This is a genomic window from Gemmatimonadaceae bacterium, assembly GCA_036003045.1.
In the GTDB taxonomy this organism is placed as follows: domain Bacteria; phylum Gemmatimonadota; class Gemmatimonadetes; order Gemmatimonadales; family Gemmatimonadaceae; genus JAQBQB01.
Genome location: DASYSS010000028.1, coordinates 125790 through 152460 on the forward strand (window position 1 = coordinate 125790; position 26671 = coordinate 152460).

A 26671-nucleotide genomic window follows, 5' to 3' on the forward strand; every position below is an offset into this window, starting at 1 on the left:
CCGGCAAATCGCTCACGCCTCGACCTCGTAGCGCGAGAGCTTGCGGTACAACGTGGACGGGTCGATACCGAGCACCTCGGCGGCGCGCGACTTGTTGCCGGCCTCGCTCTGCAACACCCACATGATGTAGGCGCGTTCGATCGCCTCGAGTGTCGGATTCTCGGGGGTTTTCGACGACACGAGCGGCTCGGCGCTCCGCTGCGTGACTCGCTCGGGCAGCGCGCCGATGGAGATCTCCGGCCCCTCGGTCAGAATCACGGCGCGCTCGAGGGCGTTCTCGAGCTCGCGGACGTTGCCGGGCCAGTTGTAGACCATCAGTGCGTCGCGCGCCGCGTCGTTCAGACGTTTCGGCTCGGAGTTCCGCATGGCGGCGATGCGGTGCAGGAAGTGATCGGCCAACACCGGAATGTCTTCCGCGCGCTGACGCAGCGGCGGCAGATGCAGCGCGATGACGTTCAACCGGTAATACAGGTCGCTGCGGAAGTGTCCGGCGCGAATCTGTTCGTCGAGGTCGCGATTCGTCGCCGCGACGACGCGCGCGTCGACGGGCACCGCCTCGGTGGCGCCGACCGGAATGACCTCGCGATGCTGCAGCGCGCGCAGGAGCTTGACCTGCGTCGCCGGCGTGGTCTCGCCGATTTCGTCGAGGAAGAACGTGCCTTTCGTCGCCGCGCCGAAGAGACCGATCTTGTCGCGAATGGCGCCGGTGAACGATCCCTTCGTATGACCGAACAATTCGCTCTCGAGCAGGCTCTCGGGAAGCGCGCCGCAGTTGATCGACAGGAAGGGACCGTCGGTTCGCGTGGAGAGGTCGTGGATGTAGCGCGCGATGACCTCCTTACCGGTTCCCGATTCTCCCTGAATGAGAACCGTCGAATCGGTTGGCGCGACGGTTTCCACGAGGTGCAGCACCTCGAGCCACGGCTTGCTCGTGCCGACCGGGCGCGAGTCGCCGCCTCGCTCGGCCCGGCGAATCGCCTGCTTGAGCGACTTGTTCTCGACGCGGAGCTTTCGGTGCTCGGCGGCTCGCCGCAGAATCGCGACCAGCTCGTCGTTGCGGAACGGCTTCTGGATGTAGTAGAACGCGCCTTCGTTCACGGCTTGCATGGCCGACTGCAAGGTGGCTTGCGCCGTCATGAGGATGACAGGCGTGTCCGGGTCCGACTGACGCGCCGCGGCGAGGATCTCGACGCCGCCGATGTTCGGCATGCGGATGTCCGTGAGGACGATGTCGGGCCCCAACTCGTCGATGCGATCGAGCCCCGCCTTTCCGCCGTGCGCGGTGTACGGCGCGAATCCTTCGTTGCGCAGCAGAATGTTGAGGGAATCCAGGATACCCGTCTCGTCGTCGACGACGAGGACCGTGGGCCGGTTTGGCGTGTCGATCACGAAACACTCCTTGTGTTGAGCGGCGTATCGTGCGAGCCGCGGCCGTTCTGAGAGCTTGGAAGGATCACGGTGAACCGCGTGCCGTGGGCATTGCTGTCCACGAGAACGAGACCGCGGTGCGCCTCGATAGCGCGATGCACGACGGCGAGACCGAGCCCCGTGCCGTTCGATTTCGTAGTGAAAAACGGGTCGAACATTTTATCTCGGACATCGGGCGGAATTCCCGGCCCTGCGTCCGTCACGCGCAGCGACACCGGCTCGGAGTCGAACCGAATGCCGGCGGGAATCGGATCGAGCGGCCCGCGCGCGACCTCGATGCGCACTTCGGTGTTGGCGGGCGCCGCCTGCACGGCGTTGAGCGCCAGATTGAAAACGGCCCGGTGGAGAAGATCCTCGTCACCGTCGAGCGAAATGCGGCCCGCGGCCGGCTCCTCGAACGTGACCCGCACGCTGGTGTCGCGGTCGGGGTGCGTGTCGGCGAGGCGCGCCGCGCCGCGCGCGACCGCGGCGAGATCGATCGGCTTCGTCTTGGCGACGCGCACGCGCGCGAAGTCGAGAAACTCCGAGAGGAGCCTCGACAGACGATCCGACTCCTTCATGACCAGGCTGCTGAGCGTCTTCTGATCTTCGTTGACCGCGGGCATCCGCCCGATCTGTTCCACCGCGCTGCGGATCGACGCGAGCGGATTCTTGATCTCGTGCGCCAGCGACGCGCTCAACTCGGCGATGCCCTCGAGACGCTCCGCGCGCAGGCGGAGAGCGTCCATGCGCTTTTGGTCGGAGAGGTCCTGGAAAATCGCCGTCGCCGTTCGTCGACCGCCTTCGGGATCGTGCTCCGTGTACGTGGTCGTGACGCCGATGGGAAAGCGCCGGGATCCAGTGGTCACGACGCCTTCACCGCGCGTGGTGCGCGTCTTCGTTTCCGCGGCGAGCTGGATTGCCGTCGCCAATTCCGGGGAAGCCTTCTCGATCGATTCGACGACGGGCTGGCCGAGTTTCGAGATGAGGGGGACGTCGAGCAGTTGCTCGGCGGTCGGGTTGGCGAACAGCAGCCGCCCTTCGGCGTTCACCGTGATGACGCCGCTGCGGATGTTTCGGAGGATGTCGTCGGCTTGGAGCCGCGTCTGCTCGAGCGCCGCGACGAGCATCGCTTTCCCTTCACCGCTTTCGCGGAGCCGTGCGCTCAAATACCGGATCCCAAGCGTCACCAGCGCGATGACCGCGAGCTGGAGCCATACGCCGGGGTCGCTCAGCGGCGAATCCAGGATCAGGACGACGTCGGTGAAGTAGAACGCGATCCCGAGGGCCGCGATGATCAGTCCGCCGCTCACCGGAACGAGCAGCGACGCCGTGGCGATGACGAGGATGTAGAGGGCGGCGAACGGCGAGGCCGTGCCGTTGGTCAGGTGGACGACCGCCGTGACGAGCAGCAGGTCGAATATCGCCTGCATATATAAGAAGGCCTGCCCGAACCGCTTCCGATATATTTCCGCATAGCCGGCCGAACCCACGGTGACGATGGCCGAAATCGCGAAGGCCAGCGACGCGACGAGCGTCTTGCTCCGGTCTACCGACGTCCAGTTGGTGACCGCGGCGATGAAGATCGCGGTCGCGAGACAGAGCCGCCCGATGAGGACCCAGCGGAGGAGCCGCCGCGGGTCGAGGATCGCCTTGAGTGCGGGATCGGACGATCGGGGAGTGAGTCGCACGGAGTTGGGGGGGAGGTCGCAAACTGCGAGAGAGAGGCGGCCGCCCACACCGTTGCAATCCGCCACACGCCCTTACCGGCAAGGAGACGATTCCCCCGGCGGCACGTTTCAGGCGTCATCGGGGAATCCATTCGGGTTGACACGCCGGCGACGAATGCCGGCGCCGCCCTCTGAACTCGACCCGCTCCCGGCGACGACTCGCAACCCCAACCTCTCCGTCTGCGGCTTCAACTCGCCGACTTACGGCTCCAAGCTTTCACGGACCTGTCCCAGCCAAGCTCCATCTGCGGCTTCAACAGACCTTCAAGGGCATCTGACTTATGGCTGATTCGAGGTTCTTGAACATCGCTCCGGGCGTTTCGGTCCCCAGGTCGGAACTCGAGTACCGGGCATCCCGGTCCAGCGGGCCGGGTGGCCAGCATGTGAACACGACGTCGACCCGCATCGAGCTTCTTTGGAATCTCGAACAGTCGCGCGTTCTCTCCGAAGAGCAGCGGGCTCGGCTACGCACTCGATTGGCGTCTCGATTGGATTCGACCGGCAGCATTCGCGTGGTCGCGGGCACGCGACGAAGCCAACAGCAGAACAAGCAAGCCGCCGAAGAGCGACTTGCCGCGTTGGTGCGTCACGCGCTGCACGTCCCAAAGCGTCGTCGCCCAACGAAACGGCCGAAGGCCGCGAACGAGCGACGCCTCACTCAGAAGAAGCGTCGCGGAGAGTTGAAGCGCGAGCGACACTCAGACGCTGACTGACCTCTTACCAATTCGACGTGACCGCCGGATAATGTCGGGCGGTTAGTCAGTCGTCTCGGCGCGCGCGCATGCGCGGCGCGCCGAGAACAGGCGGCACACGCAAGTTGGTGAAGCAACCGTCCCACACCCGGCCACCTCCGGGGAGGCACGATGCGGCGCAGGCCCACCCCTGCCACCGACGTATTGCACGCTGCGGTCCGACACGCCCCCGCGTCGGCGCGCGCTCATACGCGCGCGCACCCGTCATCCCCACCTGTGTCTCATGCGGCGCCGTTTCGGCGCCGCCGCTGTCGTCGTGCGCCGCGCCCATGTGCGCCACGCATGTCGTAGTCCCCACCGCTGGGCACCGTTCAGGGAGGCACTTCCAATGAGATTGACGAGGTCACGACAGTTCGTGTTGGCCAGCGCAGTTCCACTCCTGCTCTTGGCACCCGCTCTCGCGAGCGCACAGGGCTCCATTTCGGGAACGGTCACCGCCTCGACGGGCGGCATCCCGCTGCCCGAGTCTCGCGTGATCGTGGTCGGCACGAGCCTGTTCGCCACGACCGGCCCGGACGGCAAATACAAGATCACTAAAGTGCCCGAGGGCACGGCCGAGCTGCGCGTCCTGCACGTCGGCTACCAAGAGCAGAAGAAGTCCGTGCGCGTGCTCGAAGGGCAGACGGCGACGCTCGACTTCGCGATGACGACCAGCATCGTGCAACTCGACGAAGTCGTGACCACGGCGACGGGTGAACAGCGCCGCGCGGAAGTGGGCAACGCGGTCGACAACATCTCGATCTCCAAGCTCACGGAAGTGGCGCCGGTCCGAACCGTCGCCGACGTGCTCAATGCCCGCGCCCCGGGCGTTTTCGTGCAACAGGGCACGCAGACCGGATCGGGACAGCGCATTCGCGTGCGCGGCATCAGCAGCGTGAGCCTGTCGAACGAGCCGATCTTCATCGTCGACGGCATCCGCATGAGCAGCAACAACGGCTCGACGACGTTCGGCAACGGCGGCAACGACTTCAGCCGGCTGGGCGACATCAGCCCGGAAGACATCGAGAACATCGAGATCGTGAAGGGTCCGTCGGCGGCGACGCTGTACGGGACGGACGCGGCGAACGGCGTCATCATGATCACGACCAAGAAGGGCCGTGGCGGAGCGCCCAAGTGGAACGCGTACGCCGAAGGCGGCATGCTCGACGACCGCAACCACTACGACTACAACTACACGTTGGCCGGCATGAATCCGACGACGAAGGCGAAGCTCATCTTGTCGGGTCAATGCACGCTCGTGATGGTTTCCCTCGGCACCTGCGTGAAGAGCGACGGAACCCACGGTTACGACAGCCTTCGCAAGTACAGCCCGATTCTCGATCCGACCGTCACGCCGCTCGGCTACGGCTATCGCAATGCCGAGGGCGTGCAGGTATCCGGCGGGACCGACGTGATTCGCTACTTCCTGTCGGGCGGCCGCGACGACGAGACCGGCGTGTTCCAGCTGGATCCCTACGAGAAGCATCGTTTCGACTCGCTCGGCGTCGCGCTTCACTCGTGGCAGATGCGACCCAATTCCCGTCTGTTGAACAGCTTCCGCGCGAACATCAGCGCGGCGGTCACCCCGCAATTCGACGCCGACGTGAGCTTCGGCTACAACACCGTCGCCGCGCTGACGAGCAACGAATCGAACAACACGGTCGGCATCGGCTCGCAGGCCTTCGGCGGCCCTGGCTACCGCAACAACGGCCTCGTGAGCGGCCTGGCCGATTCGCTCGTCGGCTATCGCGCCGGCACGCCGGGCCTCATCTGGCAGGAGCAGCTGCAGCAGAACGTGAATCGAATGATCGGCGCCGCGAACCTCAACTGGCGTCCGACCAGCTGGCTGCAGACGCGCGCGAATTTCGGCTCGGACTTCACGGACCGCGTCGACACGCGCTTGCACATGAACGGCGAAGGTTGGCCGCTCACCGCGACGTACCGCGACGGATTCGCCGGCAACGGACGCACGAACATCACGAACCTGTCCGCCGATCTCGGCGCGACGGCGAATTACAACCCGTCCCGGTTCCATTGGTTGGCGCTCAAGACGACGATCGGCACGCAGTACAACAACTCGCGTCTTGACCAGAACGAGGCCGACGGCACCACCCTGCCGCCGGGCGCCACCACGGCGGGACAGGGCTCCACGCCGGGCAGCAGTGAAGGCTTCACGATTCAGAAGACGTGGGGCACGTTCATCGAGGAATCCGGCGCGATCCGCGACCGCCTCTTCCTCACGGGCGCCGTCCGCTCCGACCAGAACAGCGCGTTCGGCACGAAATTCCAGCGCGTCTTCTATCCGAAGTTCAGCGTGTCGTGGCAGATCTCCGACGAGGATTTCTTCCCGCACAGCAACATCTTCAGCCACGTCAACAGCCTGCATCTGCGTCTCGCGCGCGGCGCCTCAGGCGTGCAGCCCGGTCCCAACGACGCGCTCCGCACGTTCAGCGCCGGCTCGGCGAGCATCAAGTTGACCGACGCTCCGACGGAGACGTTCAGCCAGATCGGCAACGACAGCCTGCGTCCCGAGCGGTCGACCGAGTGGGAGACCGGTTTCGATTCGCGCCTGTTCGGCAACCGGGTGCAGTTCGACGTGACGTACTACTCGAAATTGACGAAGGACGCGCTGATCAGCGCGATCATCGCGCCGTCGCTCGGCTCCGGCGCGACGAGCCAGCGCGCCAACCTCGGCTCGGTGAAGAACGCCGGCTGGGAAGCGACGCTCGGCGGGCAGCTGATCGATCGTCGGAATCTCGGGATCGATTTCCACATCGGCACGTCGCTCAACGCGAACAAGGTCGTCAGCCTCGGTCCGACGCCGCCGCAGATCGGCGTCACCAACTGGATCGTGGCGGGCTATCCCATCCGCGGCATCTGGGCGCAGCCGATCATCGGCTGGAACGACAAGAACCACGACGGCATCCTGACGGTCGATGAGGTGAACGTCGAAGCAGATTCGCTCTTCGGCGGAATCGATCCGGTCACGGGCAAGAGGATCTTCATCGGCCCGGGAATCTTCCGCGGCTACGCCGAGCCTCGGTACCTGACGACGTTGACGTCGGGCATCGATCTGTTCAACCGCCGGCTCCGCATCACGAACCTGTTCGATTGGCGGGGCGGCAACACGTATTACAACCAGACGGAGCGCATCCGCTGCACGCGTCCGAACTGCAGCGGCCTGTTCAACCCGAACGCGTCGTTCCAGGATCAGGCCATGGTCGTGGCGGCGATTTACAGTCCGCTCAAATCGCTCGACGGCTACTACCAGCCCGGCGCCTTCGTGAAATGGCGCGAGGCGACGGCCACGTGGACACTGCCGCACGCGCTGCTCGCGAAGACGCGCGCCCGCGACGGCAGCAGCGTCGTGTTCTCGGCTCGCAACCTCCATTTGTGGACGAAATACCGCGGGACGGATCCGGAGAGCGACTTCACGGCGACCGGCGGGGGCGATTCGCCGAGCGAATTCCAGACGTTCGCCCAGCCGACGATTTTCCAGTTCCGACTCAACCTCATCTTCTGACCTCGAGACCACACTGATATGAGAATCCTATCAAAGCGTGGCCCGGCGGTCACCACGACGCTCGTTCTGGCCACCGCCGCGGTCCTCGCGGCGTGCAACACGGTCAAGGACAATCTCCTCGAGGCCGTGAACCCGACGATCATCGATCCCGGGTCGGTGCAGTCGGCGGCTGGAGCCACCGCGGTGCGCAACGGCGCGCTTGCCCGGCTGCGAAGCGCGACGGCCGACGGCGAGAGCACCTGGCTCTTCGGCGGACTGCTCGTCGACGAGTGGGCGACCAGCTCCACGTTCGTGCAGAACGACGAGACCGACCAGCGATCGATCCAGCTCAACAACGCCACGATCACCACGGAGCTGCGCGCGCTGTATCGCGTGATCACCGACGCCAACCAAGCGGTCGTTCTGCTTCAGAAGTACAAACCGACACCCACCGCCGACGTCGGGGAGATGTATTTCGCGCGCGGTTTTGCACAGCTGCAGTTGGCGTCGGACTTCTGCAACGGCATTCCGCTCAGCGACGGCGCCGGCGACCAGGCCGTGTTCGGGAAGCCGCTGCCGGTCAAGGATGTCTTTGCCGCGGCATCGGCATCGTTCGATACGGCGATGCAGATGAGTTCAGGCACGGACAACGCGAGTCTGGCCGTGAACCGCGCCGCGCGCATCGCCAAGGCGCGGGCCCTCCTCGGGATGGGGCTGAGCAACGCCCCGGCCGCAGCCACGCTCGTGAGCGGCATCGCGACGTCGTACCGCTACGACGTCACGGCGTCGCTCACCGGCGGCAACAACACGCTGTGGGATCAGCCGGCGAGCCAGAACCGGTACACCATCAGCGACAGCGTCCAGGGGAACAACCGGTCGATCACCGTGCTGAACGCCATTCCGTTCCTTTCAGCGCACGACCCGCGCGTGCCGGCGCATTACAAGATCGCCAGCAACGGCAAGGACAGCGTGAAGTCGCAGGACGGAAATACGTACGTGATTCAGGTCGACAGTCTGTGGGGCCAGACGACCGCCGTCGCTCTCGTCTCGGGTCTCGACGCACGCTTGATCGAAGCCGAGGCGGCCCTGCAGGCGGGAAACCCGGCCGGGATGTTGACGATCCTCAACGCGCTGCGCGGATCGTCGCAGCTCATTACCGCACCCAGCCCGACGGCGACCGGCACGCATCCGGGCTGGTCGTCGCCCGTGATGCCCGCGCTGACTGATCCGGGGACGGATGTGGGTCGCGTCAACCTGCTCTTCCGCGAGAAGGCCTTCTGGGAGTTCGGCCGCGGGTACCGACTTGGTGATCTGCGTCGCTTAATCCGCGACTACGGGCGCAAGGCGGATGGTTCCGACGCCGGCGGCTACCCGATCGGCCCGCACTTCAAGGGCGGCGTGTTTGGAAAAGATCTGCAGCTCCCCGTCGTCACCGACGAGCACACGGGGAACCCGAACTTCAGCGGTTGCATCGACCGAAACGCCTGATTCCTCGTTTGAATCGGCAGAAAAAGGGGGCGGCTCGCGCCGCCCCCTTTTTCTGGCCGTTTGTGTCGGGTAGTCGGTTCGTCAAACGCTCCCCACCGAGCCCGCCGCGCCGGCTTTTCTGGCAGGGGGAATGCTCTATTGAGGTGTCATTTGGCTCAGGGGAACGTCGTGGCCGGTAATAGGTTTTGTTCGGACGACTCGGGCCAGCACCGCACCGAACGAACCCATCGGCATCTTGACTCGCGGACAGGGTAGCGTAGTCCTTTCTCCGTGGCAGGACCCGAGGTCGTGATCTCGGGACAACTGGTCGCCCGTCGCTGGGGACGACCTCTTTCTGCGGCTCAGCCCGCGGGACTTACAATGGTTCGACTGCGTTTGGCGGTGGGAAGCGGAAGACGGGCCTTGTCGGCTGTCGTCGCGCCGGCATTGTTGCTCGCCTCCGTGGCGGCCCAGGCGGGGGCCCAGGACTACTTCGGACGAAACAAGGTTCAGTACGAATCCTTCAACTGGCGCATCGTCAAGTCGGATCACTTCGACAACTTTTTCTACCCGCCGGAATCGACGATCGTCCGGGACGCGGCGCGGATGGCCGAGCGCTGGTACTCCCGACACTCCGACACCTTCCGCCACGCATTCGACCGCAAGTCGCTGATCTTCTACGCAGACCAGCCGGACTTCGAGCAGACCAACGTCGTCAGCGAGCAAATCGAAGAAGGCACGGGCGGCGTCACCGAGTCGAACCGGACGCGCGTCATCATGCCGTTCGACGGCATCTACGCGGACAATGACCACGTGCTCGGCCACGAGCTGGTGCACGTCTTCCAATACAACATCGCGGAGGGAACTCCGGGCGGCGGGCTGATGCGCCTCGACGCACTGCCCCTCTGGCTGATCGAAGGAATGGCCGAGTACTTCTCGCTCGGCCGCGAGGACCCGCTGACGGCGATGTGGATGCGCGACGCGGTGATGCGCAACAAGTTCCCGACCATCAAGCAGCTGACGACGGATCCGCGCTTCTTCCCGTATCGCTACGGTCAGGCGTTGTGGGCCTACGTCGGCGGACGTTGGGGCGACCGCGCGATCGTCGAGGTGTATCGCACCGCGCTTCGCGTCGGCTGGGACGCCGCCCTGGTGCGAGTGCTCGGAGAAGGCCAGGACTCGCTATCGAAGGACTGGGCCGCGGCGAATCGAGCGATGTTCCTCCCGCAGATCGCCGGGCGGACGCATCCGGACAGCGCCGCGACGAAACTGATCGGACTCCAGCGCAGCGGCGACTACAACCTCGCGCCGACGATCAGCCCCGACGGCAAGCTGTTCGCCTTCTTCTCGAGCCGGAATCTGTTCACGATCGACCTCTACATGGGCGACGCACAGACCGGCAAGATCATCAAGAAGCTCGGCGGCCAGCAAAGCGATCCGCACTTCGACGCCATCAGCTTCGTGAACTCGGCCGGCGACTGGTCGCCGGACAACAGCAAGTTCGCGTTCATCGTCTACGCCGACGGCGACCAGCAGATCGCCATTCTCGACACGAAGTCGACGAACGTCGAGCGGCGCATCAAGCTGCCGGGCATCGGCGCGGTGAGCTCGGTCTCGTGGTCGCCGGACGGCAGGACGCTCGCGTTCTCCGGACAGGCGGGCGGGATCAGCGATCTCTATCTGCTCGACCTCGACAAGGGCACCATCAAGCAGCTCACCAACGACCGCTACGCGGACATCCAGCCGACGTGGTCGCCCGACGGCAAGACGATCGCGTTCGCCACCGATCGTGGGCCGCAGACCGACTTCAACGAGCTCAAATTCTCGCCGCTCCAGCTCGCGACCTACGATCTCGCGACGGGCCGGATCAGCGTCTTCTCGCCGTTCGCGCGCGGAAAGCACATCAACCCGCAGTTCTCGCCCGACGGCAAGGATCTGTTCTTCGTCTCGGACCAGGACGGCTTCGCCGACATCTACCGGCTGGACCTCGCGACGGCGCAGGTGTTCCGCGTCACGCACGTCGCGACGGGCGTCAGCGGAATCACGACGATGTCGCCGGCAATCTCGATGTCACGCAAGACGGGAACGCTCCTGTTCAACACGTTCTATGATCAGGGGCACGAGATCCGTTCGATGTCGCTGCAGGATGCGCAGGGCACGCCGGTGACCCCGGCCACGGTGGCCGAGGGCGCGCAGCTCCCGCCGCCGCAGATCACGCGCAGCCTCGTGATGGGCTACCTCGCGGACGCGACGTCGGGCCTGCCGACAGGCAACGACTTCGAGATCACGAACTATCACTCGTCATTCTCCCTCGACGCCATCGGCCAGCCGAGTGTCGGCGCGGTCGCCGGCGGTCCGTTTGGCCCCGGCATCGTCGGCGGCGTGTCGATGCTGTTCGGCGACCAGTTGAGCGACCGTCAGATCTTCACGGCGATTCAAGCCAATGGAACCGTGAAGGACATCGGGGGAGCGATTCAGTACTACAATCTCAAGAACAGGTGGAACTGGGGCGTTGGACTCGAGCACGTCCCCTACCCGATCACGGCGGCCTTCGTCGACACGGCGTCTGAAGGCGGACCGGGCGGATTCAGCGTCGACCAATTGATCCAACGGATCTACATCGACCAGGCAAACCTTTTCGCGCAGTATCCGTTCTCGCAGACGAGGCGGCTCGAGCTGTCGGGGAACGTCACGCACCTCGCGTTCGACAGCCAGATCTTCCGCACGATCTTCGACGGAGTCGGCAACGTCGTGGACGAAACCCAGTCCAGCTTCAACACGGGATATACCCCGAAGTTGTTCATCGAGCCGTCGGTTGCGTTGGTGTCGGACAATTCATTCGCCGCGTTCACTTCTCCGGTCGAGGGATCGAGGTCGCGGATTCAATACACGCTCACGACGGGTTCGGTGACGTACCAATCCGGCTTAGTGGACCTGCGACGATACTTCTTCGCGCGGCCATTCACATTCGCCGTGCGAGGTATGTCGATCGGGCGCTATGGAAGCGGCGCCGAGGATCCGACGACCACGTGGCCCATCTACCTTGGAGACGAGAACCTCGTCCGCGGCTACGGCTACAACTCCTTCTCGCCAAGCGAATGCGTCGTGAACAACGCGTCGCCCCAGACCGGCGCCGCGGGCTGCCCGGTGTTCGACCGCCTGCTGGGAAGCAAGGTCGCCGTCGCGAACGCCGAGTTCCGCATTCCGCTCTTCGGCGTGGAAGGCTTCGGGCTCTTGAACTTCCCGTTCCTGCCGACCGAAGTCTCTCCGTTCTTCGACGCGGGCGTCGCGTACACGAATGCGCAGAATCCGGATTTCCGTCTCGCGACATCGGCGAATACGGTTCCGAGTTGCGCGACCAGCATCACGACCAGCGCGCTGTCGCCGACGTCGTCAGGAACGCTCTATCCGTGCGCGGATCGCATTCCCGTGTTCAGCACCGGCGTGTCGTTCAGGTTCAACCTGATGGGCTACGCGATCATGGAAGCCTACCTCGCGCATCCGTTCCAGCGGCCGCAGAAGAACTGGGTGTGGGGATTCCAGCTGGTGCCGGGGTGGTAGCCGGTGGCCGGTAGCCGGTGGCCGGTAGCCGGTGGCCGAGACGCCGATCGGCCGGTAGGCAAGAGCGAGAGCAAACAAACAGCGGGAGAGGGCATCCATCTGCCTCTCCCGCTGTTTGTTTTACCGGTCTATCGGTCTACCGGCCCACCGGCCCACCGGCCCACCGGCCCACCGGCCTCCCGGTCTACCGGTCTACCGGCTTCGCCCCGCCTGCACCGCTCCGCCGGGCTTCTCCATCAGCCAGTACGTGAACCACTGGCGCAGACGACTCAGACGATCCACGAGCAGCCAGGGCTCGCCGGTGCGCGACAAATCGTGGTTCGAGCGCGGATAGCGCACGAATTCCGCCGGCACGTTCTGCTTCTTGAGTGCCATGAACCAGAGCTCCGCGTTGCCGATCGGCGTGCGATAGTCCTCTTCGCTCTGCACGAGGAGCGTCGGCGTCTTGACGTTCTTCACGTGTCGGATGGGCGAGAGCGTGTCGTACATAATTTGATTGTCCCACGGGTGGCCGAAGAACTCGTTCTCGGTGAGTCCCTGCGCGTCGGACGCGCCGTACCAGAACGTCCACTCGCTGATCATGCGGTCCGTCTCGGCGGCCTTGAAGCGGTTCGTCTTCGTCGTCACCCAGGCCGTCATGAAACCGCCGTACGAGCCGCCGGTCACGCCCATGCGCGTCGAGTCGACGTCGGGACGCTTGGCGACCGCGTCGACCGCCTTCATGAGATCCTCGTAATCCTTGCCGCCCCAGTCGCCGCGGCTCGCGTACGTGAACTCGCTGTTGGTGCCGCTCGAGCCGCGCGGGTTCGTGAACAGCACGAAGAATCCCGCGCCCGCCAGACTCTGAAATTCGTCGAACCAGCTTTCGCCGTATGCCGAGTGCGGGCCGCCGTGGATGTACAGCACGAGCGGATACTTCTTCGACGGGTCGTAGCCGAACGGCTTCATGAGCCACGACTCGATCTCCAGCCCGCCGACGGATTTCACGAGAGACCGTTCGGCGTCGGACCACACGACTTCCGCGTTGACCTTGTCGTTGAACGACGTGATCCGCCGCTCGTTCGTGCCGTCGGCGTTCGCGATGTACAACTCCGTCGGATGCGTGAGATCGGTCGAGACGTACACGACGTGCTGTTGCGGCTTGTCGTACGAGAGCGCGCTCACCTGTCGGCGTCCGCCGAGCACCGTCGTGATCTTGTGTGAGGCAGGGTCGATCGTGTAGACGCCGATGCTTCCACCGGTCGGCGTGAGCATCGAGATCTGGCCGTTCTGGAGCCACCGGATCTGTCCGGGCTCGTATTCCCATGAGCCGAGGATGTCCTGCGCTTTGCCGCCGTCGGCGTTCACGACGAACAGACGCTGATTCTTGTAGCGGCTCGGCTGTCCGACGAACGCGATGCGCTTGCTGTCGGGCGACCAGACGATTTGAGTCTCGTTCCCCGCGTATTCCAGCTTGCGCGGCGCGCACTCAGCGGTCTGGTGCTCGCAGGCGTCGACGGGAAGGACGAAAATCTCGCTGTCGTTGCGCGGCGCTTCGTCGCGCTTTCGATCGGGCGCCAGTTTCGCGATGGAATCGGTCTCCGCGCGAACGGCCGAATCGGAACGCAGCTTCGCGTCGGCGAGGAAGGCGATCCACTTGCCGTCCGGCGACACGACCGCGTCGCGGTGCGAATAGTTGGTCTTCGTCAGTTGGACGCGCGGCGATCCCTGACGCTCGAGGTAGATCTGTACGGCGCGTGCGGTGTCGCGCACCGGAGCGGCGCGAGGACCGGCGATGAATTGCGGCTGGCCATTTGCCTTGTAGACCATGTCGACGACGTGACGGCCATCGTAGCGCGCGGGATTTTCCGGGTGCGTGATGGCGTTGTACGGCGGACGCGAGATCGCCGGCATTCGGCTGTACGGATCGTTCGCCGACGCCGAGTCGGCGCCCGACGAATCGGTCGCCGCGCCGCCGCGCCCGCCGCCGCGACCTCCGCGTCCGCCTCCACGGCCCCCACCGGCGCCGGTCGTCGTGATCGTGAAGCTCAGGTCCGACGGCGACGATCCGGCGCGGATCTGCGGCTCGCCGGTCGGTTGGTACGCTTCGCCCGCCGGCTGATCCATACGGAGAGCCCACGTCGTACCGCGGCCGCCGGGACGCTGCGACGTGAAGTAGAGAGTCTTGCCGTCGTCGGAAAAGCGTGGTGCGCTGCTCTCGAACGCCGGCGACGTGTAGCGAGCCGCATCGCCGCCCGACGTCGGTACGACCCAGATCTCGGAGTGGCGGCGATTCTCGGCTTCGCGCACGGTCGTGACCGTGAAGGCGACCTTGCCGCCGTCGGGTGAGAGAACCGGCGTGCTGACCGCGGTGACCTTGTACCAGTCGGCCGGAGTGAATCCGTGTTTGGCGCCCGGTGGAGACGCCGGAGCCTGCGCAGCGGCCGCGGCGGACACGGCGGACACGGCGCACGTCAACGAGACGAGCGACGCGGCGTGCTTCACGAAGGTCTTCGCATCCATCGATGTAACTCCGATGTGAGGCTGTTGGCGGGGGGGGGGGGGAGAAGACCTTGAACTTGACCGCGGGTTCGCGGGCGGTCCAGTGGAGGAACGCGAGGGAGCCTTGGCGAAACGCCGTGGCTAAAAACGACAGCGCTCGGAGGAACGGCCTCCGAGCGCTGGTCCAGCCACGCCGTCGCGAACGAGGCGGCGCGTCCACCTACGCGCCCGCACTCGATTCACTCGAACGACGCCCCGCTGCCCCCCGAAACGTCTCTATGGCTTTGACAGCCGCTGAGCGCGAAATGGTTTTCGTGCGCCGCGCGCTTCGACTCGTTTGAGGTTCGCGTCGAACTTGGTCTGGTTGGCCGGTGTGAGCCCGCCGCGAATGTCGTTGCGTTCGGCCTGCGCGAGCGCCAGACGCTGAGAGCGCACGTTGGTGCGAATGGAACGCAGAGCGGCCGTGTCGCCACGCTGCCGGGCCGCGCGCGCACTCTGCGCGTCCGTCCGGAGTTGTGTGCGGAGAGTCTGCCGCTGCGTGGCGTACTTCGCGCGAACGGCCTGGAGGTTGGTTTTTTCGGCGTCGCTGAGCGTCACGCCGCGCAACAGCGCCTTGTCGAACTGCCTGCCACGATGGACGCGCGCCATCTTCCGCGGACGGGCGCCCGGCGCCGGGGATGGAGTGGGCTGCTGCGCGGGAACGACGGCAACCGCGCTCAGAAAAAGTGAACCAACGATGATCAAGGAGCGGACGGACTGCACGGTGGACCTCCACCGGAAACGGGTACGGAGGGGCGCCGAAACGCGCCCCTCGTCCGGTAGACGCCCCACCAATGCCGGCGTTAACCCCGGGAGCCGACGAACGCGACGGCGCTCATCTCCACGAGAATCCCGCGGAGATTGGCGCCCAGGGCGGTACGCGTCGGGTACGGTTGAGGCATCAAGGTCTTATACGCTTCGTTGAAGCGGCCCCAGTCGTCGATGTCAGCGAGGTAAACGATGACCGAGACGACGTCGCTCAACTCGGCGCCGGCCACGCGCAGGGCTCGCTCCACGTTCGCCACGACCTGCTTGGTTTGCCCTTCGACGTCGTCGCCGACGAGCTTGCCCGTGACCGGATCGCGCGGCACCTGACCCGACACGAACACGAAGCCGCCGGCGCGGGCCGCCGGTGAGTATGCTCCCGCCGGCGGTGGGACGTCGTCACCGAGGCGGACGGGCTGCCACTGTCGCTCGCGCTGTATCATTCATCGTTCTCCGTTGATTGACCGACGTAACCGAGCCGCGCAATGCATCCAATCTCCGAACTCGAAACTCCGGTGCCGGTGGTGGACCTCGACCGGCTCGGCCGAAATCTCGACCGCGCGGCCGCATATGCAACCCAGCACGGTCTGTCGCTACGCCCGCACATCAAGACGCACAAGTCGCCGCGCATCGCGATGGAGCAGTTGACGCGTGGAGCGGTCGGACTCACCTGCGCCACGCCGTTCGAAGCTGAAGTAATGAGCGGGGTGTGTCGCGACCTGCTGGTGGCGTTCCCGCCGGTGGGATCGGCGCGCGCGGGCCGCATCGCGGCCCTGCCCGACGACGTGCGCGTTACCGTCGCGCTGGATTCCATCGAATCCGTGCAAATGATCGCTGACGCGGCGCGCGCGGCCGATCGCGCGATTTGCGTGTACGTGGAGCTGGATCTCGGGATGCACCGCGTCGGCGTGCCGGTCGTCGACGATGCGATCGCGATCGCGCGCGCGGTTCGCGCCGAACCGCCGCTCGAGTTCAAGGGAATCGCGTTCTACCCGGGTCACATCCGCGAGGCGGTCGGATCGCCGCAGTCGGCGAAGCTCGAGTCGCTGTCGAAGTCGGTCGGCGACATCATCGACGCGTTCGACCGTGCGGGACTCCGCCCGGACGTCGTGAGCGGGGGGTCGACGCCGACGTTGTGGAACACGCACGAGGTTCGCGGCGTCACCGAGTTTCGTCCGGGCACCTACGTGTACAACGATCGCACCACCGCGGAAATCGGCGCGTGCGCCTGGGACGACTGCGCGTTCACGGTGCTGGCGACGGTGGTGAGCACGGCGGTGCCCAATCAGGCCGTGGTCGACGCGGGCAGTAAGGCACTCGGCCGAGAGCCGATGCGCGGGACGGACGCCGCGGGAGGATTTGGCGCGCTATTCGACCGACCAGAGGTCGTGGTCGCGTCGATGTCCGAGGAACACGGAATACTCGACTTGTCGAAGACCGCCTGGCGGCCCGCGGTTGGCGAGCGTGTGCGCGTCGTGCCGAATCACGTGTGCGTGGTCGTGCACTTGAACGACGTGGTCGTCGGCGCGCGCGGCAACGACGTGGAGACTACTTGGCCCGTGGCGGCGCGAGGTCGCGGCTACTCGATCGCGATCTGACGCGCCGTACGGCTCAGCACTTCACGGGCGCGGCTTTCGTGTCGATGTGGACGTCCACCGACATGCCGGGGCGCAACGGACGATTCGCGCCCACGCCTTCCAGAATGCGGAGCTTCACGGGAATTCGCTGAACGACCTTGGTGAAGTTCCCCGTCGCGTTGTCGGGGGGAAGCAGCGCGAACTTGGAACCGGTCGCGGCGCTCACGCTCGCGACACAGCCCTTGGCCACAGCGCCGCCGTAGGCATCCACCTGAATCTCCGCCGGCAGGCCGACGTGGACGTCGGCGAGCTGCGTCTCTTTGAGATTGGCGATGACGAAGACTCCGGTGTCGGCGACGAGCGTGAGCAACGGTTGGCCGGCTTCGACGAGCTGGCCCGGCTCGACCTGCTTTCGCGAGACGATCCCCGATTCGGGCGCCTTCACGCTCGTGTAAGAAAGCTGGAGCGCCGCGTTGTCGCGCGCCGCCTGCGCGGCCTTGAGGCGCGCGTCGGCGAGACGAACGCCGGCTTCGGCGCCCTCGATCGAGCTTCCGGCGGCGGCCGTCTGTTGCTGTAACGCTTCGACGTTCGCGGTCGCGGCTTGCGCCGCGGCGCGTGCCGCGTCGAGTTGCATCTTCGACACGACCTGCTTCGCGGCGAGATCCTCCATGCGCGCCAGGTCTTGTTTCGCTTTGGTCTCGTTCGCCTTCGCCGCTTGGATCTGCGCGTCGAGCGAGGCACGCTGCCCCGTGGCCTGTTGAACCGCAGCGCGGGCCTGACCGCCTGTGTTCGTGCCGCCGGCCGTCGCGCGCGCCGCCGCGAGATCCGCTTCGGCCTGCGACACCTTCACGCGATACTCCTCAGGATCGATCTGCACGAGCAGCGAGTCCTCTCTCACATGCTCGTTGTCGCTCGCATGAACGGCCTGGACGTAGCCGCTGACTTTCGCCAGCACCGGCACGAGGTGTCCGTCGATGGCGGCATCGTCGGTCGACTCGTGGACGCGGCCATAGCTCCACTGGCGGTATCCCCATGTGAGCCCGACGGCGAGGAGCACTCCGACGAGCGCCAGAAGAATCCATCGGCGGCTGCCAGCGGACTCCTCGGCCTCGTCGAGCTCCGGCGGCCTGCCGTCGTTCGCCTTTTGCTGCGCGGGGTCCTGCTTCACTGCTGTTGCCATGGTCTGAAGTCTTTGAATGGTAGTCAGCGAATTTGCGAAACGACGCCTTGCGCGCGAGCCAGCGAGACTCGTGCGTTTTGGTATGCGTTCAGCGCGTCGATCAGCGTGGTACGCGCCTGGTTCAACGTGAACGACGCCGTCACGACGTCGGCATTTCCAGCCACGCCGGCGCGGAATCGCTCGCGCGCCTGCGCGACTTCCTGTTGAGCAAGACGCTGGTTCTCGCGCGCGGCATCGATCTCCTCGCGCGCCGAACCCAGGTCGAGCAGCGCGCCGCGCACGTCCGCGGCGACCTGCTTGCGGAGGTCGCGGCGGTGCGCGTCGATCTCGCGAATCACCGCCGACTGCTCCGCTTCTTGTCCCTCCCGCCGATGGCCCTCGAACGCCGGCCAGGTGAACTGGACGCCGTAGGAGTACGTGTTGAGCAAATGGTTCAACGTGAGACCGTTGTAGCCGTCCCGCCCGAAGAAGCCCACCGACGGCAAACGCCCGGCACGAATGGCTTCGTACTGCTGCTGCGCCGCCGCGTACTGGAGATCCAGAGCCCGCACATCGGGCCGCATTTTCATTGCCACGTCCGCCGCGGCCGTCTCGTTCTCGATGGACTCCGACTCCGGCACCTCGAGCGAATCGGTGAGTTGGAGCGGCGTATCGAGATCGATGTTGAGCGCGCGCCGCAACTCGAGGAGCGAACGGTCACGATCGTTGCGCGCGATGATGAGCTGCGCGCGCGACGACGCCAACTGCGACTGCGCGCGGGTGACGTCGAGGGCGACCCCGACTCCCGCGGACAGCTGGTCGCGAGCGATCGACACGAGCTCCGTCGCCAGCACCGAATCCGCGGCGCGCGCGCCGACGACCGCCTCGGCACGCTGCGCGCGCACGTAGGTCACCGCGGCCACCGAGGCCGCCTGCTCCTCGGCCGAAGCCACGTCCCCGCCGGCGGCGGTCACGTTGGATTGCGCGGCGGCCACCTTCGCCTTGGTCGCCGGGTCCCACAATGTCTGGGTCAAACCGGCGCGGAAGTCGAAGAGGTTGATCGGCCCGATGATCGACCCGTTGGGATCGAACAATGGCGCTTGGCCCGGCTGCGTGGGGAAATGGATGCCGAAGCTCGCGCTGTTGATCGTGACCGACGACCAATTGGGAAAGGCGCTGATCTGCGGAAGCAAGTCGGCGCGCGCCTGCGTGACGCGCGCTTTGGCTTCGTCGACGCGCAAACGGGCCGCCATCACCGTGGCGACCTGCGATGCGGCGAGCCGCGCGGCTTCGCCGAGCGAAAGCTTTCGCGGCGGCGGTGGCGTCGGTGTCTGTGCTTCGGACGCGCGGACGGCAAAGGCGACGAGCGCGGCAATCACCGACAACACCGCGCCGATCCGAATCGCTTTGGGAGAATTCACGTTCATTGAGTCGACTGAATCACGTTTGATGCGGACACCGCGTCGGCCGGCAGCGGGCGAATCGCGTGGAGATAAAAGGTCATCAGTTCGTCGAGGACTTCGTCATCGGACTTCGCCGCGACGGACGAGAAGCAGTCGCGGTGCGTGCACCAAAGTCCGTGGATGACGAACGGAGCGGCGAGCATACGCGCGGCCACCAGCGGGTCGACGCGTCGAAACTCGCCTGATTCGACCCCGCGTTCGATGATCGATGCGATCAAACGCAGGCGGCGCGACACGACCTCCTCGGCGTAAAACCGCGCGAGGTCCGGGAAATTCTGGATCTCGGCGTGGATCAGCCGAAACAGCGGAGCGAACTTCGCGGACCGGATGAAGATCCAGTACGCGCGAAGCGAGCGGCTCAGCACTTCGGTGGCGGTGCCGCCCATCGCGCTGATTTCCTGCTCGCTCGATTCGATGTCGCTGACGACAGTGTTCCGCACGACCTCGCGAAACAGCTCTTCCTTGTTGGGGAAGTAGAGGTAGATCGTGCCCTTGGAGAGACCGGCTCGCTTGGCGATGTCGTCCAGCCGAGACACGGCGAGTCCGCGCTCGCCGAAGACCTCGAGAGCCGCCTCGAGAATCTGCTTCGGCCGCTCCTCCGGGAGCCGCCGCCATCGGGGTTCCTGCTGTTGAATCGAACGGGATGCTTCCACGTCAGGCGCCGCCTTACAGCCCTAAGTTCTTACCGATGAGCCGATTAGCTCTTCTAGTATGTTACTGACCCGTCAGTAATATACTCGGACAGAGCCCGGTTTCAAGCGGTTGGCGCACTAAGCTATTCCGTGTCCTTTGCGGGATTTAGCCAATCGTAGGCGGCGGAGACGTCCGCCCGGCTGAGCGAGTGGCCCGTCGGCTGCCAGTTCAGCGTCACGTCGGCGCCGAGCACGCGGAGCATTTCCGCGAGGCGCTCGGGATGGAGGCGCGAGACGATCGTGTCCGTTTCCCCCGCCCCGATGAACACGCGATGCCCCTCGAGCGACGCGGGCGACTGCGGTACGAACGGCACCATCGGACGGAAGAGGACGGCGCTGTTGAGCGTCGACGGCGAGGAGAGCAGGACGCTGCCGGCGATGTTGGCACCGTTCGAGAAACCGACCGCGACGATCTGTTTCGCATCGAACTTGTACTGCCCGGCCGCGCCCTCGATGAATGCGATCAGGTCCTTCGTTCGCGCGTGAAGGTCGTCGATGTCGAACACGCCTTCAGCGAGCCGCTTGAAGAAGCGCGCGGCGCCGTTCTCGTTGACCGTGCCGCGCGGGCTCAGCAAACCCGCGTCCGGCGCGAGCATCTGTCCGAGCGGGATGAGGTCGTTCTCATCACCGCCTGTGCCGTGCAGCAACAACAACGTGCGCGGGTCGTCGCCGCTCGGCGGCAAGTACCGGTGCACGTAGCCGAAGGCCTGCGCGCTAGTATTCATCAACCGGGAAATGTAGCCGAGACCAGCATGGCCGACGACTCCAACTCCGTCCGCGTGGACAAATGGCTCTGGGCGGCGCGGTTCTTCAAGACGCGCTCCTTGGCGACCGAGGCGGTCGGCGGCGGCAAAGTCGAAGTCAACGGCGAGCGCGCCAAGCCGGCCAAATCCGTCAAGCCCGGTGACGAGATCCGCGTTCGACTCGCACCGTATGAGCATATTCTCATCGTGCGGGCGGTCGCCGAACGTCGAGGCCCCGCCTCGGTCGCCCAGGGGTTGTACGAGGAGACCGAGGCGAGCGCCGCCGCGCGGCACCGTCTCGCGGAACAGCTGCGGATGGCGCCGGCGGCGTTCGTGTTCGAGGATCGTGGACGCCCGACCAAGAAGGATCGGCGCGAGCTGACGAAGTTCGTCGAGCGAAAACGCCGCTGAGCGGCGTTCACGCGCCGGTGAGCTCTCGCAGCGCCGCGCGGCTCACGGCGTGGCCCCCGTCGAAACGAATGACCGACGGCGTGATGCCGATTCGGGACAGTCGCGCGACGTCCTCCTCGAACATCGCGTCGGACACGTAGTGGTCGCGCGAGCCGAGCACGAACGTCACCGGCACGCCGCGCAGAGCGTACGGGCCTCGCGACAGATCGGCGTCGGGCGGCACGAGTCCGCCCCAGAGGATGAGTCGCGTCGCGGGAACGCGGCCGTGCGAGATCCATCGCGACGCCGTTGCCGCGCCCTGCGAGAACCCGATGACGTTCACGTGGTTGCCGTCGGCGAGACCGCCGCCGGTCACTTCATCGAAGACGGCGTCGAGATACTCGACGTAGTCGGCCACCTCCGATTCGCGGTCTTCGCGGGTCATCCACGTCGCACCAACCGGCCGCTCGCGAACAGGGGCGACTTCGGGGTTCACGATGTAGTAGCGGTTCAGCGCTTCGGGGGCGACGACGCGCGAATCGTCGGCGGCGAGGTCGGAGAAGAAACGGATGAACTGCCCCGCGAGCTGGCTGTAGCCGTGCAGCACGAACCACCACGTGGTCGTGGGGACGTCGTCGCGCCCGCCGAGGGTGTAGTACCTCGCCGTCCGCTCGACGCGGATATGGTGGAGGTGCGGCTCCGGCGACGACGCGGGACGTTCCGGCACGCTTCCAACCTAAAGCAAATCGGCGGCCCCGGTGACGGAACCGCCGATTCGCGAATCGGCTCTGGGGTCGAGCGACGGCCCGTGATGGCCGTTACTTGCCTGGAGCGCCCGATCCAGCCCCGGCCAGCAGCTGCGCCTGCGTCGTGCTGTGCTCGAGGAGATCGATCGCCTTGAGCAGCTGATGGTCTTCGTTGAGGTTGCGCGCTTTCGCCGCCGCATCTCCGAAGGTCAGCCGGGTCACACGGTTCTCGAGATCGCGGGTCAGGAAGGTCCGTTCCGCGGTCTGAAATTTCGGCTCGAGCTTCACGCCGGCGGCACTCATGCGCGTCATGAGCTCAGTGCTCCACGTCGCCGGCGCGGTGAAGTCGCGCTTCTGGACGGAGCCCTTGAGCTGGAGCGCGTAGTTCTGCAGCACGGTGTTGATCGCCTGCCGCTGCGGCGCCGCGGCGCGGATGAAATCGCGCTCCTCGGTCGTCAGCGTGTCGTCGGCGATGATCACGTCGGGATGGATGCCGCCGCCGCCGAAGACGGTGCGACCACCATCCGACTTGAAGGCCGGCTTCTTGGTCGAGTCGTTGAGCGAATCAGGATGCACCTCGACCAACGAGCCGCTCATCGTGAGCTGGCGATCGCGATGGATGGAGCGCCCACTCGGCGTGTACCACTTACCCGTCGTCATCTTGAGGTGGTAGCCGCCGTTCAGCGCGTACACCGACTGGACGAGCCCTTTGCCGAACGACGTGGCGCCGACGACCAATGCACGGTCGTGATCCTGGAGCGCGCCGGCGACGATTTCCGTCGCCGAGGCCGAGCCCTCGTCGACGAGCACGACGAGTGGCAGCGTCAGCGCGAGGTGGTGACCGCCCGAACGGAGAATCTCCGTCGGCTGGTTCCGCGAGCGGACGCTCGCGATCTCCTGGCCGTCGCGGAGGAACAGGCTCGACGTCTTGAGCGCCTGGTCGACGATTCCGCCGCCGTTGCCGCGCATGTCGAGCACGATGCCGGTCGCGCCCTGCTCCGCCAGCTGCGTGATCGCCGCGGCGACTTCCTCGGCCGCGTTCTCGTTGAACGTCTGGAGCGGGATGTAGCCGATGTGTTCGCCGAAAATCCCGCTGTACGCGACGGCGGGAACGTGAATGACGCGCCGCGTGAACTTGAGCTTGATCTGCTCGGTGACGGCGGGCCGCGTGTAGGTGACGCTCACCTGCGAGCCCGGGTCGCCGCGGAGCAGGTTCGAGACTTTTTCGATCGGCAGGTTCGTGGTCGCCGTCGTGTCCACCGCGACGACGCGATCGCCCTCGCGGACACCCGCGTCCTCGGCCGGCGTATTTGGGAAAACGCGGTCGACGACGATGACACCAGGCGCCTGCTCGCCGAGCAACATGCCCGTGCCGCCGTAACGGCCGCCGGTTGCGCGCTCGAAGCTCTCAGACTCTTTCGGCGAAAGAAGCTCGCTGTACGGGTCGTTGAGCTCTTTCACCAGACCGCGTGCGGCCTTCTCGTAGGTCGTACCAGCGGGGATGGAATCGACGTACTGGTTCAGGACCAACGACCGGACTTGGTCGAACAGCTGGGCGTTGGCGCGGGTCGGCGATTCCTGCAGGAGAAAACCGCCGGCGACGATCGGGACGACGAGCAGCGTGGCCGCGGCCGCGGTGCGAAAACGTGGCATCTAGAAATCGGAGAGGAGGGACTTCGGAAGGAGGAACTTAGGAGTTCGGTATGTTGCTACTACCCCGCGCCGACGCGACGTGGTCCGAGCACTGGCGACGGTGGTTCTTGGGGGTCGCCGCTCCCTTGGGCGCGTGGCCGGTTGCGTAGAGCACTCGACCTCTTTCGGCGCGCGCGTCGTGATGCTGATCGAGCAGAGAGTCGAGACGACTCGGAGCTTGCGCGCTCGCGGACGATGAGCTTGGTACGGGAAGCACGCCCGCGTACCGGTTGGTCGGCGCACCGTTTCCGCCCGCGCCACCGGACTTGCGCATCGGATCGGTGGAGTTGTGAACGCTGCCGATGAGCAGCGCCAAGGGCATCACTGACGCAACGGAGAGTCGCCGTCCGAACCGCTCGATCGACCACATCATCAACCACGCTCCGCGAGAGAGTCCTGCCCCTATGAGAGTAAGATTCGTCGACGAAATTGTCAACGAATTCAGCCGCGGTCTGACGAGGGTTGGACACGTCGTAAGCGATTGTCGCCGCGTCCCTTACGAATCGCGAACATTTCCGCGCGTGCCGCCGGCGACGAACTCGGCTACCGGGTCAGAGCGCCGAGCGTCCAGATCCCGTTCAGCATGTCCGACGCGAACAGGCGTCCATCAAGGAGCTGAACTCCCCAGACGTAGACCGGGCGGCCCTGATCGAGCAGGCCGACGCCTAACTCGCGACCCATCAGCTTGAGATCGCAGCGGGTGAGCAGTGGATTTGCGGTCGTGAATTGCTGGCTTTGCGTGCACACGGCGAGGTCGCCGCGGACGTCGATGGCCCGAACGCCCCCGTTGTAGTACGCGGCGTAGAGAATGCCGCGGGCCTCGTCGACCGAGAAGTTGTGCGTGCCGGCGCCGTCGATGTGGTAGAACGCGACCTCTTTTGGCCGGGACGGGTCGCCGATGTCGACGACGTGGACGTCTCCCTTGGACGATGACCCGATCGTTCCGGGCCCTTCCTGGCCGACGAACACGAACCGCTTTCCGCCATTCGGGTCGTGGTACCACCACGCGTTGTGAACCTCGCCGCCGAATGTCTTGACGCCCCCGAGTACCACCGGGTGGCTCGGCGACGCACCGGTTCCGCACCCTCCGATGTCCCAGATCTCCAGCCCGTCGTCCCAAAGCGCCACGAACAGCAGCCCGTCGCGGACGAACGTGTCGTGCACGAACGGATTGCCGGCGACCTTCGTGAAGATCTCCTGCGGCGCGCTCGGGTTGCTCAGGTCCACGATCACGAGGCGCGCCGGCGTCGAGTTGATCGGATCGATCGAGAGAAAGCCGTACAGCACCCCGTTCACGCGTCCGATTTCGGCGGTGTGCACGCCGGGATCCGTGTCGGCGTTCGAGAACCTGGAGATTTGCTTCGGGTGCTTCGGGTCGGTGAGATCGAAGATCACGATCGACCCGCCGGTGCGTTCGGTCGCGACGACGAGCAACGACCCGTCGTCGGACACGGCGACGTCGCCGAGCGTCGTGGCGTTGGGCACGGTGACTGTGTCGACCAGTAGCGGCGCGTTGCCGCTCACGTCCCACACGTTGATCCGGTTTCCCGGATTGGCGCCGCGGAATCCCCAGGTGGTCGTGTAGGCGACGCTGCCGCGCGCGGCGACCTCCGCGGAATAACGGAGGGAATCGATTCCGGCGCCGAGCGTGGGGATCGTCGCGGGATTCTGCACCGGCAGCGAGATCGCGGCAGGTCGAGCGCCGACGTCGATCCCGGGGCAAGAGGTCGGCCGCTGGACTTGCGTGGGAAGTCCGGCATCGTCGGCACCGCACGCCGCCGCGATCGCGGCGACCGCGGTGACGGAGAGAGAGACAGCGAAACGCATCACAGGTGGCAACGCATGTTCATGTGCATGGACGTCGGCATCGTCGATTTGGCGCTCGGCATGCTGGGCATTCCAGGCATGTCCGGCATCTCATCCGACTTCGGCGGAGGCGGAAGAGTTCCAACCGCATCCGGCATCGCGGCGCCGTAGCGTCCCATCCGCATGTTCATCATGCCGGTCGTGAGACGCACCCCCACGGAATACATCCAGAGACGATCGGTGCCGTAGCGCAGATTGGCGTTGAAGATTCCCGCCGGATTCCCCGGCGCGACGCCGATGCGAGCCACCTCGATGAACGGCCGCACGCGCATGAACGACGCTTTGATCGCCGGACTCGCGACCGCGACCGTGAGCGTCGTCCAGGTCGAAACGCCGAGGTTCGACAGATCGGCAGGCGGCCGCGGCGTGCGAAACGGATCGGAAGTCGCCTCCTCTTCCGGGCGATCGGTTCGCTCGACCCGAGCCGCGAGAATGGCGTCGGCGCGGCAGACGGCGGCTTCGCCGAGCACGGAGTACAGGGAGTTGATCGTCGCGCCATCGTCGGTGTCGTTCGTGTGCGCCCACTCGACGAGCGCGTACTGGCGCGAGCCGTTGTCGTGGTCGAAATCGTATCGCGCGACGAGACTGTACTTCTGTTGATCGAGCCCGTGGCCGGCGCGGATCTCCGGAGAGGTCACGTGCGCGATGCTGCCGCTCAAT

General features: G+C 65.7%; 20 protein-coding genes. 6 read left to right on the plus strand and 14 right to left on the minus strand.

Going from position 1 to position 26671, the window contains the following annotated elements; all coding sequences use genetic code 11:
- Positions 1-12 precede the first annotated feature (12 nt).
- Together VGQ44_06590 and VGQ44_06595 are read right to left on the minus strand one after the other, a co-directional pair.
- On the minus strand, positions 13-1389 hold the full coding sequence (locus VGQ44_06590; GenBank protein ID HEV8446466.1) for a sigma-54 dependent transcriptional regulator: 1377 nt from the start codon (positions 1387-1389) through the stop codon (positions 13-15).
- Entirely contained in the window at positions 1386-3098 is a 1713-nt protein-coding gene (locus VGQ44_06595; protein ID HEV8446467.1) for an ATP-binding protein, read from the minus strand. Before VGQ44_06595 ends, VGQ44_06590 begins: the two co-directional genes overlap by 4 nt.
- A gap of 320 nt (positions 3099-3418) precedes the next feature.
- On the opposite strand from VGQ44_06595, the gene arfB reads away from it, so the two are divergent.
- The 4 genes from arfB (at position 3419) to VGQ44_06615 (ending at position 12398) form a co-directional block, all read left to right on the plus strand.
- Complete coding sequence (arfB, locus tag VGQ44_06600; protein HEV8446468.1) at positions 3419-3850, plus strand: alternative ribosome rescue aminoacyl-tRNA hydrolase ArfB; 432 nt, start codon at positions 3419-3421, stop codon at positions 3848-3850.
- A 367-nt stretch (positions 3851-4217) separates the two neighbouring features.
- Positions 4218-7391: a SusC/RagA family TonB-linked outer membrane protein gene (locus VGQ44_06605; GenBank protein ID HEV8446469.1), complete on the plus strand. Its 3174-nt coding sequence runs from the start codon at positions 4218-4220 to the stop codon at positions 7389-7391.
- Positions 7392-7409: 18 nt separating this feature from the next.
- Positions 7410-8858, plus strand: a complete 1449-nt coding sequence (locus VGQ44_06610) for a hypothetical protein (GenBank protein ID HEV8446470.1) — start codon at positions 7410-7412, stop codon at positions 8856-8858.
- Positions 8859-9260: 402 nt separating this feature from the next.
- Positions 9261-12398, plus strand: a complete 3138-nt coding sequence (locus VGQ44_06615) for a hypothetical protein (GenBank protein HEV8446471.1) — start codon at positions 9261-9263, stop codon at positions 12396-12398.
- 192 nt (positions 12399-12590) lie between these two features.
- Here VGQ44_06615 and VGQ44_06620 read toward each other — a convergent pair whose 3' ends face one another.
- The 3 genes from VGQ44_06620 to VGQ44_06630 all read right to left on the minus strand — a co-directional run bounded on the left by VGQ44_06620 (position 12591) and on the right by VGQ44_06630 (position 16126).
- The gene (locus VGQ44_06620) at positions 12591-14900 is read right to left on the minus strand and encodes a S9 family peptidase (protein HEV8446472.1); all 2310 of its coding nucleotides are present in this window, start codon (positions 14898-14900) and stop codon (positions 12591-12593) included.
- 255 nt (positions 14901-15155) lie between these two features.
- Positions 15156-15641 carry a hypothetical protein gene (locus tag VGQ44_06625; GenBank protein ID HEV8446473.1) on the minus strand — a complete coding sequence of 162 codons (486 nt, stop codon included), beginning with the start codon at positions 15639-15641 and terminating at the stop codon, positions 15156-15158.
- Between the two features lie 80 nt (positions 15642-15721).
- Positions 15722-16126, minus strand: coding sequence for a RidA family protein (locus tag VGQ44_06630; GenBank protein ID HEV8446474.1), 405 nt, complete (start codon positions 16124-16126; stop codon positions 15722-15724).
- A 42-nt stretch (positions 16127-16168) separates the two neighbouring features.
- Here VGQ44_06630 and VGQ44_06635 point away from each other — a divergent pair, with 42 nt between their 5' ends.
- Positions 16169-17281, plus strand: a complete 1113-nt coding sequence (locus tag VGQ44_06635) for an alanine racemase (protein ID HEV8446475.1) — start codon at positions 16169-16171, stop codon at positions 17279-17281.
- A 13-nt stretch (positions 17282-17294) separates the two neighbouring features.
- Here the strand turns inward: VGQ44_06635 and VGQ44_06640 are convergent, their stop codons facing one another.
- The 4 genes from VGQ44_06640 to VGQ44_06655 form a co-directional block, all read right to left on the minus strand.
- Complete coding sequence (locus VGQ44_06640; GenBank protein ID HEV8446476.1) at positions 17295-18440, minus strand: HlyD family secretion protein; 1146 nt, start codon at positions 18438-18440, stop codon at positions 17295-17297.
- A gap of 23 nt (positions 18441-18463) precedes the next feature.
- Entirely contained in the window at positions 18464-19846 is a 1383-nt protein-coding gene (locus tag VGQ44_06645; protein HEV8446477.1) for a TolC family protein, read from the minus strand.
- Entirely contained in the window at positions 19843-20535 is a 693-nt protein-coding gene (locus tag VGQ44_06650; GenBank protein HEV8446478.1) for a TetR/AcrR family transcriptional regulator, read from the minus strand. The genes VGQ44_06645 and VGQ44_06650 overlap by 4 nt, the downstream gene beginning before the upstream one ends.
- A 122-nt stretch (positions 20536-20657) precedes the next feature.
- The gene (locus tag VGQ44_06655) at positions 20658-21299 is read right to left on the minus strand and encodes an alpha/beta hydrolase (protein HEV8446479.1); all 642 of its coding nucleotides are present in this window, start codon (positions 21297-21299) and stop codon (positions 20658-20660) included.
- A 27-nt stretch (positions 21300-21326) separates the two neighbouring features.
- On the opposite strand from VGQ44_06655, the gene VGQ44_06660 reads away from it, so the two are divergent.
- Positions 21327-21728: an RNA-binding S4 domain-containing protein gene (locus VGQ44_06660; GenBank protein HEV8446480.1), complete on the plus strand. Its 402-nt coding sequence runs from the start codon at positions 21327-21329 to the stop codon at positions 21726-21728.
- Between the two features lie 7 nt (positions 21729-21735).
- Here VGQ44_06660 and VGQ44_06665 read toward each other — a convergent pair whose 3' ends face one another.
- From VGQ44_06665 to VGQ44_06685, 5 genes are all read right to left on the minus strand, one after another.
- The gene (locus VGQ44_06665) at positions 21736-22434 is read right to left on the minus strand and encodes a hypothetical protein (protein ID HEV8446481.1); all 699 of its coding nucleotides are present in this window, start codon (positions 22432-22434) and stop codon (positions 21736-21738) included.
- A 91-nt stretch (positions 22435-22525) separates the two neighbouring features.
- Positions 22526-24106 (minus strand): S41 family peptidase, encoded by a 1581-nt coding sequence (locus VGQ44_06670; protein HEV8446482.1) that lies wholly within the window; start codon positions 24104-24106, stop codon positions 22526-22528.
- A gap of 37 nt (positions 24107-24143) precedes the next feature.
- Positions 24144-24518: a hypothetical protein gene (locus VGQ44_06675; protein HEV8446483.1), complete on the minus strand. Its 375-nt coding sequence runs from the start codon at positions 24516-24518 to the stop codon at positions 24144-24146.
- A gap of 170 nt (positions 24519-24688) precedes the next feature.
- On the minus strand, positions 24689-25972 hold the full coding sequence (locus VGQ44_06680) for a hypothetical protein (GenBank protein ID HEV8446484.1): 1284 nt from the start codon (positions 25970-25972) through the stop codon (positions 24689-24691).
- Positions 25972-26671 (minus strand): hypothetical protein (locus tag VGQ44_06685; GenBank protein ID HEV8446485.1); only part of this gene is annotated, 700 nt, incomplete at its 5' end. The genes VGQ44_06680 and VGQ44_06685, both read right to left, overlap by 1 nt.

Bases quoted from the DNA above. Each gene is read 5' to 3' on its own strand.
- VGQ44_06670 (HEV8446482.1), bottom strand. From the start codon at position 24,106: ATGCCACGTTTTCGCACCGCGGCCGCGGCCACGCTGCTCGTCGTCCCG.
- VGQ44_06620 (HEV8446472.1), bottom strand. From the start codon at position 14,900: ATGGATGCGAAGACCTTCGTGAAGCACGCCGCGTCGCTCGTCTCGTTG.
- VGQ44_06640 (HEV8446476.1), bottom strand. From the start codon at position 18,440: ATGGCAACAGCAGTGAAGCAGGACCCCGCGCAGCAAAAGGCGAACGAC.
- VGQ44_06655 (HEV8446479.1), bottom strand. From the start codon at position 21,299: ATGAATACTAGCGCGCAGGCCTTCGGCTACGTGCACCGGTACTTGCCG.
- VGQ44_06680 (HEV8446484.1), bottom strand. From the start codon at position 25,972: ATGCGTTTCGCTGTCTCTCTCTCCGTCACCGCGGTCGCCGCGATCGCG.
- VGQ44_06660 (HEV8446480.1), top strand. From the start codon at position 21,327: ATGGCCGACGACTCCAACTCCGTCCGCGTGGACAAATGGCTCTGGGCG.
- VGQ44_06645 (HEV8446477.1), bottom strand. From the start codon at position 19,846: ATGAACGTGAATTCTCCCAAAGCGATTCGGATCGGCGCGGTGTTGTCG.
- VGQ44_06635 (HEV8446475.1), top strand. From the start codon at position 16,169: ATGCATCCAATCTCCGAACTCGAAACTCCGGTGCCGGTGGTGGACCTC.
- VGQ44_06610 (HEV8446470.1), top strand. From the start codon at position 7,410: ATGAGAATCCTATCAAAGCGTGGCCCGGCGGTCACCACGACGCTCGTT.
- VGQ44_06605 (HEV8446469.1), top strand. From the start codon at position 4,218: ATGAGATTGACGAGGTCACGACAGTTCGTGTTGGCCAGCGCAGTTCCA.
- VGQ44_06630 (HEV8446474.1), bottom strand. From the start codon at position 16,126: ATGATACAGCGCGAGCGACAGTGGCAGCCCGTCCGCCTCGGTGACGAC.
- VGQ44_06675 (HEV8446483.1), bottom strand. From the start codon at position 24,518: ATGATGTGGTCGATCGAGCGGTTCGGACGGCGACTCTCCGTTGCGTCA.
- arfB (HEV8446468.1), top strand. From the start codon at position 3,419: ATGGCTGATTCGAGGTTCTTGAACATCGCTCCGGGCGTTTCGGTCCCC.